The following is an 11,791-nucleotide window of genomic DNA, read 5'->3' as shown; positions in this document are numbered from 1 at the left end:
CGGCGGCAGTGACGACCTCCACCGAGGCGAAGCGCGACACGCGGTTCTTCGGGCACCCGATCGGTCTCGCGAACCTGTTCGGCGTCGAGATGTGGGAGCGCTTCTCGTACTACGGGATGCTCGGCATCCTGCCGATCTACCTCTACTACTCGGTCGCCGAGGGCGGCCTCGCGATGCCGGAGGCCACCGCCACCAGCATCGTCGGGGCCTACGGCGGCCTGGTGTACCTGTCCACGATCGTGGGCGCCTGGGTCGCCGACCGCCTGCTGGGGCCCGAGCGCACGCTGTTCTACAGCGCCGTGCTCATCATGATCGGGCACATCAGCCTGGCGCTGCTTCCCGGTTTCCTGGGGATCGGCGTCGGCCTGGTGTGCGTCGCGGTCGGCAGCGGCGGGTTGAAGGGCAACGCCACCGCGGTGGTCGGCACGCTCTACGGCGAGAAGGACTCCCGCCGCGACGCCGGCTTCACGATCTTCTACATGGGCATCAACCTGGGCGGGTTCGTCGGCCCGCTGCTCACCGGGCTCGCGCAGAGCGAGGTCGGCTTCCACCTCGGCTTCGGGCTGGCCGCGATCGGCATGGCGATCGGCCTGACCCAGTACACGGTCTTCCGGCGCAACCTGCCGGACACAGCGCGCGAGGTGCCCAACCCGCTGCCGGCGCGGCGGCGGCCCGCGGTCGGCGGGGTGCTGGTGGTGCTGGTCGTCGTCATCGTGGCGGGCGTGCTCAGCGGGATCGTCACCGCGGCGAACCTGTCCGACGTGGTGGTGTGGATCGTCGGCATCGCGTCGGTGGTGTACTTCGCGGTGATCCTCACCAGCAGGAAGATCACCGCCGTCGAGCGGCGGCGGGTGCTGTCGTTCATCCCGATGTTCATCGCCAGCGCCGCGTTCTTCGCGCTGTACCAGCAGCAGTTCACCGTGGTCGCGGTGTACTCGGACCAGCGGCTGGACCGCGACCTGTTCGGCTGGGAGATGCCGGTGAGCTGGGTGCAGTCGATCAACCCGGTGTTCATCCTGCTGCTCGCGCCGGTGATCGCGGCGATCTGGATCAAGCTCGGCGAGCGCCAGCCGTCGACGCCGATCAAGTTCGCGCTCGGCACGTCGGTGATGGGGCTGGCGTTCCTGCTGTTCCTGTTCTTCGCCGGCGGCACCGGGAACAGCACGCCGCTGCTCGCGCTGGCCGGGATCCTGCTGGTGTTCACGGTCGCGGAGCTGATGCTGTCCCCGGTGGGGCTGTCCCTGTCGACGAAGCTGGCGCCGGACGCGTTCCGCACCCAGATGGTCGCGCTGAACTTCCTGTCGGTCTCGCTGGGCACCGCGCTGTCCGGCTCGCTGGCCGAGTACTACAGCACCGACCACGAGGCCGCGTACTTCAGCGTGGTCGGCGGAGCGGCCGTCGCGATCGGCGTGGTGCTGGCGCTGATCAGCCCCTTCGTGCGAAAGCTGATGTCCGGCGTGCGCTAGCCGGCCGTGATGCCGAACAGCGTGCCGACGTAGTAGGTGACCACCATCGTCAGCGCGCCGACCCCCACGTTGCGGATCACCGCGCGGCGCGCTCCGGCGTTGCCCAGCCGCGCGCTGGTGTACCCGGTCAGCGCCAGGCCCGCGACGACGGCGATGGCGCACGTCCACACCCGCCACGACGTCGGCGGCAGCGCGATCGCCAGCAGCGGGATCAGCGCGCCGATGGAGAACGACACGAACGACGCCCACGCGGCCTGCCACGGGCTGGTCAGGTCGTCCGGGTCGATGCCGAGTTCGGCATCGGCGTGGGCCGCGAGGGCGTCCTTCCGCGTCAGCTCGCGGGCCACCTGCTCGGCGAGTTCGCGGGACAGGCCCTTGTCCTCGTAGATGTCGGCGAGTTCCCGCTCCTCGGCCTCCGGCATCGTCTTCAGTTCCTGTTTCTCGATCCGGAGCGCGGCCTGTTCGGTATCACGCTGCGTGCTCACCGAAACGTATTCCCCGCCCGCCATGGAAAGCGCGCCGGCGACCAGTCCGGCTATTCCGGCCATCAGAATGGCGCCGTGGTCGGTGGTCGCCCCGGCGACACCGACGACGAGCCCGGCGACGGACACGATCCCGTCGTTGGCCCCGAGAACCCCGGCGCGCAGCCAGTTCAGCCGGCTGCCCAGGCTCTCGTGGTGGGGTTCGTGCGCGTGCGCCGCAGCGGCGTCCTTCGTCTCGGTCACGAGGTAATTGAAGCACCCTCGAGCGGATGTCCCCCATTAGCTGAGTCTTACCTAAACCGCCGCGATCCGCCGGAAAAAAGTTCGCCCGGCCATGTCGAGAACCCGCGATCGGCTCCGTCCCGGGGGTGAACGCGGCCAGAATGGGGTCGCACCACACCGAGGAGACGATCATGGCGAAGTACCTGTTGCTCAAGCACTACCGGGGCGCTCCGGCGGCGGTCAACGACGTGCCGATGGACCAGTGGTCGCCGGAGGAGATCACGGCGCACGTGCAGTACATGCGGGATTTCGCGGCGCGGCTGGAGGAGACCGGGGAGTTCGTCGACGGTCAGGCGCTGGCCGCGGAGGGGACGTGGGTGCGCTACGACGGGGAGGGGCGCCCGCCGGTGACCGATGGCCCGTTCCCGGAGACCAAGGACCTGATCGCCGGGTGGATGGTGATCGACGTGGACAGCTACGACCGGGCGCTGGAGCTGGCCGGAGAGCTGTCGGCCGCGCCCGGAGCGGGCGGGAAGCCGATCCACGAATGGCTCGAACTGCGCCCCTTCCTGGCCGAGCCCCCCACCGTCACGGAATGAGCGCTCCGATGGACGAGGCCCTGCTCCGGAGCCTCACCCCGACTGTGCTCGCGATCCTCGTCCGCCGCGGAGCCGACTTCGCGACGGCCGAGGACGCCGTGCAGGAGGCCCTGGTGGAGGCGGTCCGGGTGTGGCCGTCCGACCCGCCGCGGGATCCCAAGGGCTGGCTGGTCACGGTGGCCTGGCGCAAGTTCCTCGACGCCATCCGGGCGGACGCCGCCCGGCGCCGCCGGGAGGACCTCGTCGAGGAGGAGCCCGAGCCGGGCCCGGTGGCCGCGGTGGACGACACACTCGAGCTCTACTTCCGGTGCGCCCACCCGTCGCTGACGCCGTCGTCCGCGGTCGCGCTCACGTTGCGCGCGGTCGGCGGGCTGACCACGCGGCAGATCGCGCAGGCGTACCTGGTGCCCGAGGCGACGATGGCGCAGCGCATCAGCCGCGCGAAGCGCACGGTGTCCGGCGTGCGGTTCGACCGGCCCGGCGACGTCGGCACTGTGTTGCGCGTCCTCTACCTGGTGTTCAACGAGGGGTATTCCGGGGACGTCGACCTGGCCGCCGAGGCGATCCGGCTGACCCGCCAGCTCGCTGCGGTGATCGACCATCCCGAGGTGCAGGGGCTGCTGGCCCTCATGCTGATCCACCACGCCCGCCGCGCGAGCCGGACCGCGCCCGACGGCAGCCTGGTGCCGCTCGCCGAGCAGGACCGCGGCCGGTGGGACACCCGGTTGATCGCCGAGGGCGTCGCGATCCTGCAGGCGGCGCTGGCCCGCGACCGGCTCGGCGAGTTCCAGGCGCAGGCCGCGATAGCCGCCCTGCACGCCGACGCCCGCACCGCCGAGGAGACGGACTGGCCGCAGATCGTCGAGTGGTACGACGAGCTGGTGCGGCTGACCGACAGCCCGGTGGTGCGCCTGAACCGGGCGGTGGCCGTCGGGGAGGCGGACGGCCCCCGCGCGGGGCTGGCGGAGCTCGCCCGTCTGGACGAGAGCCTGCCCCGTCACGCCGCGGTGGCCGCCTACCTGCACGAACGCAACGGCGACCTCCCGACAGCGGCGCGCCTGTACGCCGAAGCCGCGGCGAAGGCACCCAACCTCGCCGAGCGGGACCACCTGACACGGCAGGCCGCGCGGGTGAACGCCACCCTGCGCCGGTGAGTGTCCACGCCCCCTGCACGCGGCGGGCCACGGTGCTCCGATCCTCGTGGCCGCTGACGGCGCGCCGCCCGGGCTGGCCACTGGCACAGCCGCAGTCCCGGACCGGGCCAACTGCGGCGCCCAGCGCCCCGGGCGCCCGTAGGCTTCCGGCAGCTGCCGCCCGCACCGGCGGAGGTGAGCCGCGGATCGCGCGTGCCACGCGCCGGGCCAGCCCACCGGCGCCACCCCGTTCAGCCGGTCACCGCCGGGAGCCCGCCCGCGAGCACCGGTGGCGTCCGGGAGCCGGCCCGCTGGCGGCACACCCCGCTCAGCCAATTGCCCCCGGAAGCCGGCCCACCGGCACCCGCTTAGCCGATCGCCTCCGGCAGGCGTCGCACCTGGTAGCCGGCCTCGATGGTGTTTCCGGTCGCCGGGTCGCCCAGCTCCACCCGCCACTCGGCGGCGAACTGGTTCACCCCCGGCACCATCGGGATCGTCCCGGAGATCAGCACGACCCCCGGCTCGTACAGCCCCCGCTCCCGCAGCACGTCCAGCCAGTGCTGCGGCGTCAGCAGCTCGGCGAGCGTGCCGTCCTGGATCAGCTGCCCGTCGGCCCATCCGCGCAGCGTCAGCGAGTCGATCCGGTCCGCCACGTCGTCCAACCGCCACGCCTTGCGGCCCAGCACGTCCGGCGCCGCGTTCTTGCTCCACGCCACGCCGTGCACCTCCAGCTCCCGGTCGGTGTGGTCGCAGGCCACCGTCAGCAGCACCCCGTCCGCGGTGATCACCAGCGCCCACTCCGCCTCGCCCGACGTGCGGTCGTGCTGGACGGGCACCTCGTCGGTCTGGGCGGCCAGGTACGGGGCGACCGGGTACAGCGCCGGCGTGACCTTCGGCGCCGGCACGCCCAGCTCGGCCAGCTCCGCGACGTGCGCGGCGACGTCCGCCTGGTCCCGGCCGGCGTACCCGGCGTTGAGCAGCGTCTTCACCGGCGTGGTGACCGTCGTGCCGTCGGGCAGGTCGAAGCTCAGCGTCGGCATGTCGTCCTCCGTAAAGTCGGGTAACCCAGTTCTTACCTGCGGGGGCTTGCGCATGCAGGTTGTATACAACGAGTATTACCGCAACGTGGCACCCAAGAGATCGGGATGTGAGCAATGACCTCGGTAACGCCGACCGTGGACAGGGCATCGCTGCGGCGTGCCTTCCTGGCGAGCCTGTCCGGCACCTCGCTGGAGTGGTACGACTTCGCGGCCTACTCGGTGGCCGCGGCCACCGTGTTCGGTCACCAGTTCTTCCCGGCGGGCGATCCGCTGGTCAGCACGATGGCCGCGTTCTCCACCTACGCCGTCGGCTACCTCTCCCGCCCGCTCGGCGGCTTCGTCTTCGGCCGCCTCGGCGACGTGCTCGGCCGCAAGCGCGTGCTGGTGATCACCCTGCTGCTCACCGGCATCGCCACCTTCCTCATCGGCGTCCTGCCCACCCACGCCTCGATCGGCGGCGCCGCCGCGGTCCTGCTGGTGCTGCTGCGCTTCGCCCAGGGCGTCGGCATCGGCGGCGAATGGGGCGGCGCGGTGCTGCTGTCCAGCGAGTTCGGCGATCCGAAGCGGCGCGGGTTCTGGGCCTCGGCGGCCCAGGTCGGACCGCCCGCGGGCAACCTGCTCGCCAACGGTGTCCTGGCCGTGCTCGCCCTGCTGCTGACCGAGGCGCAGTTCGACTCGTGGGGCTGGCGCGTGGCGTTCCTGCTCTCCGCCGTGCTCGTCGCCTTCGGCCTGTGGATCCGGCTCAAGCTGGAGGAGACCCCGGTCTTCAAGCGCATCGCGGAGAGTGGCGAGCGGCCCAGCGCGCCGATCTCCGAGGTCTTCAAGTACGAGCGCCGGGCCCTGCTGGCCGCGATCTTCGTCCGCGTCTGCCCGGACGTGCTGTACGCGTTGTTCACCGTCTTCGTGCTGACCTACATGACCCAGGAGCTGGGCATGTCCCGCAGCCAGGGCCTGACCGCGGTCATGATCGGCTCCGCCGGCCAGCTCGTCCTGATGCCCGCGTTCGGCGCGCTGTCGGACCGGATGAAGCGCCGCAAGCTCTACCTCTTCGCGACCATCGCCGCGGCGATCTGGCCGTTCGTGTTCTTCCCGCTGGTCTCCGGCCGCTCGTTCGGGCTGCTGCTGGTCGGCATCGTGATCGCGCTCGTCATCCACGCCGCGCTGTACGGGCCGCAGGCCGCGCTCATCACCGAGCAGTTCTCCGAGCGCCTGCGCTACACCGGCAGCTCGCTGGCCTACACCCTCGCCGGGGTGATCGGTGGCGCCATCGCGCCGCTGCTGTTCACCTCGCTGCTGGCCGGCTTCGACAGCTGGCTCGCGCTCGCGCTGTACGTCGTGGTGACCGCGGTGGTCACCGTCATCGGCCTCGCGCTGGCGCGGGAGGCCCGCGACGAGACTCAGGTGGTCGTCAGCTGATGCTGCAGGGTCCGGGCGTGGTGGTCGTCGATGGCGGTCAGCGCCGCCTCGACCTCACCGTTGGCCAGCGCGGTCACGATGGCCTGGTGCTCGCGGCAGACCTCCGCGTGCCGGGTCCCCGACCGCCGCAGCGCGACGAGCCCGGCACGGACCTGCCGGGCTCGCAGCGCGGTGTAGGTCCGGCTCAGCATCGCGTTGCCGGCCGCCTCGACCAGCAGGGTGTGGAAGTGCGTGTCGAGTTCGATGAACTCCTTGGCCGAGGCCGGGTCGTCACAGCGCTCCTGCTGCTCGAGGACCTTCTGCATGGCCCGCCACGGCACGGTCCCGGCCGCCATCACCCGCTCGGCCGCGAACCGTTCGAGCAGCCCGCGCAGCTCGACGAGGTCGCGCAGGTCGCGCCCGGTCAGCGGGGCGATGTAGGCGCCCCGGTTGGGCACGAGCTGCACCAGCTCCTCGGCCGCGAGCTGCAGCAACGCCTCCCGAACCGGCGTGCGTGAGATGCCGACGTGCTCGGCGATCTCCTGCTCGCTGATGAAGCTGCCTTCGGCGTCGGGGTCGGCCAGCACGGTGTTCTTCAGGTACTCATAGGCTTTGGCCCGCCCGGACAGGGCGGGCTTGCTCGTCGCCGGCATCCGGGCTCCCTCCATACACGTTGTATACAGATGGTACGCGGAACGTGGCCGGACCGAAAAGAACGCCGGGGCGGATGCCTGATCGATGGACATCCGCCCCGGCGGGTCTCGGTCGCTGGGCGCGACGTGGGGACGTCTGAGGTCAGCCGTCCAGTTCGGCCAGCGCCTGCTTGGCCTGCTCCAGCTCGGCCTCGAGCGCGGCGACCTTGGCCTTCTGCTGCTCGACGGCGGCGTTGATCACCTCGTCGATCGGGATGGACAGGTCCTCGTGCAGTTCCTTGGCCGCGCGGGACACGGCCGAGGCCGGGATCTTCAGCCCCTGCGCGACCCACTTCGAGCCGTGCTTGAGCTCGGCCTGCCACTCGCCGTCGGCGGTGCCGGTGACGGTGAGCGTGAGCTCGACGGTGCGGGTCTTCTTCGCCGTGGAGCCCTTCGCGCGGCCGCGCTTGGGCTTGGCCTCCTCCGACTCGGGAGAAGCGGCGGTGGGAGCGGGAGCGGCCGCGGAGTCGTCCGCGACCGGCGCCGGCGCGACGGGAGTCTCCTGCGGGGTGGTCGTGGTGTCCAAGCTCATCGGTGCTGCGGTCTCCCTCTCGTGGGGTCCGGCTACGTCAGCCCGAATTCTAGAACAGGCGTTCGATAGCCGCTCGCCGGGGTCGGTGGCCCGTCGAACCTACCCCTGGGTGCCCCCGGGAGTGGCCCGCGCGGCGCCTGCCGATACTCTGCGATCATCACCCGGCAGGGTGAGGAAGCGATGTCGCTCGATTGGGGCTTCTCGGAGTGCGCGTTACTGATCTGTACCCGATCGGGTGTATCTCGTTTTCCGCACGACCTCGGCAAACGCAGCATTTGCCCAGCTCTCCCTAATCGAGCCCCGTCACCCGGTGGTTTGATCACCTAGGGGGGTCCTGATAGCAATAAGGCCCAAGGCGCACCTGCGGTGCCGCATGTCTTCGGGGGAGACGGCCTTGGTGAATTCTTGTCCGATGTAGGTCCTCAAGGATTGTGGTAATGCGCATGACGTGCAGCTCGCGCACGCAGACGGGTTCTGCGCGCCGCGGCCGGCTCCCGGTCCGGCTTCTCGCCGTGGCCGGGGTCTCGACCCTGGCACTGCTCACCGGGGCGTGCTCCGGTGGCGACGAGGACGGCGTGAAGCCGGCCGCGGTGAGCCAGGAAGATCTGACCCAGCTGCCGGAGGCGACTACGTTCGCCACGGTCGCCAACGCCCCGCTCGACCCGCAGCCCTCCGGCGGCGCGACGGCGGGCCGCGTGATCCACCCCAAGGCCGACATGGTCGTGTACGACGCCGTTGGCGGCAAAGCGATCGCGAAGCTGCCGTCCATCCAAATGGGATCGCCGACCTGGGTGCCGGTGATCGCGGAGCAGGGCGACTGGGCCCACGTGCTGTTGCCGACCCGGCCCAACGCCGCGTCCGGCTGGGTCCACCTCAGCGACGGCGCCGCCGAATCCGCCCAGAACGACTACGTGGTCAATGTGGACCGTGCGGCGTTCAGCCTGGAGATCCTGGAAAGCGGCAAGTCGATCGGGAAGTGGACGATCGGCACCGGCAAGCCCGAACACCCGACCCCGGCGGGGCGTGCTTACATCATCGCCTCGATCGAGGAAACGAAGAACACCTACAGCCCGATCGTCCTGCCGCTGAGCTACCACTCCGATTCGCTGGAGACCTTCGGCGGCGGCCCGGGCACGGTGGGCCTGCACACCTGGCCCAACAACAGCTTCGCCGGTCAGGCGAACAGCGACGGCTGCATCCGGGTCCCCTCGGAGGCACTCGACGAACTGGTCAAACTGCCGCTCGGCACGATCGTGAACATCACGTGAGCGACTGAGCTTCTCCGCACTTCGCCGGCGGTCGGAATGCATCACGGGGGATCGCCGGCTTCATTTCGCATTTCCATTTCACGAAAGGGAATTCCTTGTCCAGAAAGAAGGCTGTGGCCGGCGGCGTCGGCGTGCTCGCGACCGCGCTCGCCACCTCGGTGCTGCTCGCGCCCGCCGCCGGGGCGACCACCACCACCTCGGACGGCGTCAACTCCGCCTACGCGATCGCCGCCAAGGGCCTCCTCGGCATCGACCCCAGCCCGTACGTCACCGACGAGAAGGGCTTCGAGCAGAAGTCGCTCGCCACCCTGAACGTGCCGGGCCTGGCGCAGGTGAAGCTGCTCAACGCCGCGGCCGGTGCCGGCCAGGCGCGCGCCAGCGTCGCCGACGTGAACGTCGGTCTCGGCGTCGGCAAGCCGCTGCTTACCGCGACCGCCATCGAGGCGGAGTGCGAGGGCGGCGAGGGCAACTCCTCGCTCGCCAAGGCGAAGCTGGGTGACATCACCCTCGACGTCAACGCGCCGACCAACACCACGGTCGCCGTGCCGGGCCTGCTCTCGGTCGTGCTGAACAAGCAGACCAAGGCCGACGACGGCTCGATCACGGTCACCGCGATCTCCATCAAGATCGACAACCTGCAGACGCTGGACATCGCGTCGGTCACCTGCGCGCCGGGCGACGACGACAACGGCGGCGAGACCCCGACCACCTCGCCGACCAAGACCAGCACCTCGAAGCCGGGCACCAGCACCCCGACCTCGACGAAGACCAGCTCCGGTGGCGGCGCCGGCTCCGGTGCGGGCGACAAGCCCGACGCCAACGGCAAGGCCCCGCGGCCGACCCCGGTGAAGGCCCACCTGGACGTCACCGGCTGATCCGGCTTCTCCTCGGGTTCCCATGACAAGGGGGCCTGCACCTCGCGGTGCAGGCCCCCTTGTTCGTGCGTCAGTCCTCCGACTTGCCGGACTGCAGGCCGCTGGAGATCAGCTCCATCACGCTGGAGTCGGCCAGCGTGGTGACGTCGCCGATCTGGCGGTTCTCGGCCACGTCCCGCAGCAGGCGGCGCATGATCTTGCCGGAGCGGGTCTTCGGCAGCTCGGGCACGACCATGATCTGCCGCGGCTTGGCGATCGGGCCGATCTCCTTGGCGACGTGGTTGCGCAGTTCCTGCACCGCCTCGTCCCCGCCCTCGGCGGCCGAGCCGCGCAGGATCACGAACGCGACGATGCCCTGCCCGGTGGTCGGGTCGGACGCGCCGACGACCGCCGCCTCGGCCACGGTCGGGTGCGAGACCAGCGCGGACTCGACCTCGGTGGTGGAAATGCGGTGACCGGAGACGTTCATGACGTCGTCGACCCGGCCGAGCAGCCAGATGTCGCCGTCGTTGTCGTACTTCGCGCCGTCACCGGCGAAGTAGTAACCCTGGTCGGCGAACCGCGACCAGTAGGTGTCGCGGAAGCGCTCGTCGTCGCCCCAGATGCCGCGCAGCATCGACGGCCACGGCTTGTCCAGCACCAGGTAACCGCCGCCGCCCTTGCCGACCTCGGTCGCGGTGTCGTCCACGACCTTGGCGGAGATGCCGGGCAGCGGGCGCTGCGCCGAGCCGGGCTTGGTCGAGGTGACGCCCGGCAACGGGGAGATCATGATCGCGCCGGTCTCGGTCTGCCACCAGGTGTCCACCACCGGCGCCTTGCCCGCGCCGATGTTCTCCCGGTACCACATCCACGCCTCGGGGTTGATCGGCTCGCCGACGCTGCCCAGCACGCGGAGGCTGGACAGGTCGTACTTCGCCGGGATGTCCTCGCCCCACTTCATGAACGTGCGGATCAGCGTGGGCGCGGTGTAGTAGATGGAGACCTTGTGGTTCTGGATGATCTCCCAGTGCCTGCCCTCGTGCGGGGTGTTGGGGGTGCCCTCGTAGACCACCTGGGTCGCGCGGTTGGCCAGCGGACCGTAGACGATGTAGGAGTGGCCGGTCACCCAGCCGATGTCGGCGGTGCACCAGTAGACGTCCTCGCCCGGCTTGTGGTCGAAGACGACGTGGTGGGTGTAGGCGACCTGGGTCAGGTAGCCGCCTGAGGTGTGCAGGATGCCCTTCGGCTTCCCGGTGGTGCCGCTGGTGTAGAGGATGAACAGCGGGTGCTCGGAGTCGAAGGCCTCCGGGGTGTGCTCGGCGGACTGGCCGTCGACCAGGTCGTGCCACCACACGTCGCGGCCGTCGGTCATCGGCACCTCTTCGCCGGTGCGGCGCACGACGATGACCTTCTCCACCGACTGGGCGCCGTCGAGTGCCTCGTCGACGTTGGTCTTCATCGGGGCGGCCTTGCCGCGGCGGTACTGCCCGTCGGAGGTGATCACGACCTTGGCCTCGGCGTCGTCCACACGGGAGCGCAGCGCGGCCGGGGAGAACCCGCCGAAGACCACGGAGTGCATCGCGCCGAGGCGCGCGCAGGCCAGCATCGCGACGATCGCCTCGGGGATCATCGGCAGCTGGATCGCGACCCGGTCGCCGGAGGTGACGCCGAGGGAGGCCAGCGCGTTGGCGGCCTTCGAGACCTCGTCCTTGAGCTGGGCGTAGGTGATGTCGCGGGTGTCGCCCGGCTCGCCGACCCAGTGGATGGCGACCTGCTCACCGTGCCCGGACTCGACGTGCCGGTCGACGCAGTTGTAGGCCACGTTCAGCTTGCCGCCGACGAACCACTTCGCGAAGGGCGCGCCCGACCAGTCCAGCACCTGCGACCACTTGGTGTCCCAGTGCAGCCGCTCCGCCTGCTCGGCCCAGAACGCTTCGCGATCGGCGTCCGCCTTCTCGTACCAATCGGCCTTCGCGTTGGCCTGCGCCGCGAACTCGTCGCTCGGCGGGAACGTCCGGTTCTCGGTGAGCAGGTTGTCCAGCGCGGGGGACTGCTCTGTCATGGTGCACGGCCTCCTGAAGTCACTCATCTCTGGCTGACGCCGGATG

Annotated in this window: 11 protein-coding genes; 6 read left to right on the top strand and 5 right to left on the bottom strand. The window is 70.5% G+C overall.

Features of this window, described 5'->3' with window-relative positions; genetic code table 11:
* The first annotated feature begins 8 nt into the window (after positions 1–8).
* A complete protein-coding gene (locus tag IE290_RS20465) occupies positions 9–1,466 on the top strand; it encodes a peptide MFS transporter (protein WP_191246205.1) in 1,458 nt (485 codons plus the stop codon).
* Here IE290_RS20465 and IE290_RS20460 read toward each other — a convergent pair.
* Positions 1,463–2,191 (bottom strand): VIT1/CCC1 transporter family protein, encoded by a 729-nt coding sequence (locus IE290_RS20460; protein WP_191246204.1) that lies wholly within the window; start codon positions 2,189–2,191, stop codon positions 1,463–1,465. The genes IE290_RS20465 and IE290_RS20460 overlap by 4 nt on opposite strands.
* Before the next feature lie 170 nt (positions 2,192–2,361).
* Between IE290_RS20460 and IE290_RS20455 the strand changes: the two genes are divergently transcribed.
* The gene (locus IE290_RS20455) at positions 2,362–2,769 is read left to right on the top strand and encodes a YciI family protein (protein WP_191246203.1); all 408 of its coding nucleotides are present in this window, start codon (positions 2,362–2,364) and stop codon (positions 2,767–2,769) included.
* Between the two features lie 8 nt (positions 2,770–2,777).
* Positions 2,778–3,923 (top strand): RNA polymerase sigma factor, encoded by a 1,146-nt coding sequence (locus IE290_RS20450; protein ID WP_191246357.1) that lies wholly within the window; start codon positions 2,778–2,780, stop codon positions 3,921–3,923.
* Positions 3,924–4,270: 347 nt separating this feature from the next.
* Here the strand turns inward: IE290_RS20450 and IE290_RS20445 are convergent, their stop codons facing one another.
* Positions 4,271–4,942 carry a DUF2848 domain-containing protein gene (locus IE290_RS20445; protein WP_191246202.1) on the bottom strand — a complete coding sequence of 224 codons (672 nt, stop codon included), beginning with the start codon at positions 4,940–4,942 and terminating at the stop codon, positions 4,271–4,273.
* A gap of 114 nt (positions 4,943–5,056) precedes the next feature.
* Between IE290_RS20445 and IE290_RS20440 the strand changes: the two genes are divergently transcribed.
* Positions 5,057–6,358, top strand: a complete 1,302-nt coding sequence (locus IE290_RS20440) for an MFS transporter (RefSeq protein ID WP_191246201.1) — start codon at positions 5,057–5,059, stop codon at positions 6,356–6,358.
* Here IE290_RS20440 and IE290_RS20435 read toward each other — a convergent pair.
* On the bottom strand, positions 6,340–6,990 hold the full coding sequence (locus IE290_RS20435; protein ID WP_191246200.1) for a GntR family transcriptional regulator: 651 nt from the start codon (positions 6,988–6,990) through the stop codon (positions 6,340–6,342). The two genes, IE290_RS20440 and IE290_RS20435, sit on opposite strands and share 19 nt — an antisense overlap.
* Before the next feature lie 142 nt (positions 6,991–7,132).
* On the bottom strand, positions 7,133–7,561 hold the full coding sequence (locus tag IE290_RS20430) for a DUF6319 family protein (RefSeq protein ID WP_191246199.1): 429 nt from the start codon (positions 7,559–7,561) through the stop codon (positions 7,133–7,135).
* Between the two features lie 437 nt (positions 7,562–7,998).
* On the opposite strand from IE290_RS20430, the gene ldt-CoaP reads away from it, so the two are divergent.
* Positions 7,999–8,829, top strand: a complete 831-nt coding sequence (gene ldt-CoaP / locus IE290_RS20425; RefSeq protein WP_191246198.1) for a L,D-transpeptidase — start codon at positions 7,999–8,001, stop codon at positions 8,827–8,829.
* Positions 8,830–8,924: 95 nt separating this feature from the next.
* Positions 8,925–9,704 carry a choice-of-anchor P family protein gene (locus IE290_RS20420; protein WP_229874617.1) on the top strand — a complete coding sequence of 260 codons (780 nt, stop codon included), beginning with the start codon at positions 8,925–8,927 and terminating at the stop codon, positions 9,702–9,704.
* A 70-nt stretch (positions 9,705–9,774) separates the two neighbouring features.
* On the opposite strand, the gene acs is transcribed toward IE290_RS20420, so the two are convergent.
* Positions 9,775–11,745 carry an acetate--CoA ligase gene (acs, locus tag IE290_RS20415; RefSeq protein WP_191246197.1) on the bottom strand — a complete coding sequence of 657 codons (1,971 nt, stop codon included), beginning with the start codon at positions 11,743–11,745 and terminating at the stop codon, positions 9,775–9,777.
* Between the last annotated feature and the right edge of the window lie 46 nt (positions 11,746–11,791).

Source organism: Amycolatopsis deserti, from assembly GCF_014653945.1.
Lineage (GTDB): Bacteria > Actinomycetota > Actinomycetes > Mycobacteriales > Pseudonocardiaceae > Amycolatopsis_E > Amycolatopsis_E deserti.
Note: the sequence above shows the minus strand (reverse complement) of the source record. Positions and strands in the feature narration are given on the sequence as shown.

Coding starts and splice junctions, on each gene's coding strand:
- IE290_RS20455 (WP_191246203.1), top strand. CDS start 2,362: ATGGCGAAGTACCTGTTGCTCAAGCACTACCGGGGCGCTCCGGCGGCG.
- IE290_RS20450 (WP_191246357.1), top strand. CDS start 2,778: ATGGACGAGGCCCTGCTCCGGAGCCTCACCCCGACTGTGCTCGCGATC.
- IE290_RS20445 (WP_191246202.1), bottom strand. CDS start 4,942: ATGCCGACGCTGAGCTTCGACCTGCCCGACGGCACGACGGTCACCACG.
- IE290_RS20440 (WP_191246201.1), top strand. CDS start 5,057: ATGACCTCGGTAACGCCGACCGTGGACAGGGCATCGCTGCGGCGTGCC.
- IE290_RS20435 (WP_191246200.1), bottom strand. CDS start 6,990: ATGCCGGCGACGAGCAAGCCCGCCCTGTCCGGGCGGGCCAAAGCCTAT.
- IE290_RS20430 (WP_191246199.1), bottom strand. CDS start 7,561: ATGAGCTTGGACACCACGACCACCCCGCAGGAGACTCCCGTCGCGCCG.
- ldt-CoaP (WP_191246198.1), top strand. CDS start 7,999: ATGCGCATGACGTGCAGCTCGCGCACGCAGACGGGTTCTGCGCGCCGC.
- acs (WP_191246197.1), bottom strand. CDS start 11,745: ATGACAGAGCAGTCCCCCGCGCTGGACAACCTGCTCACCGAGAACCGG.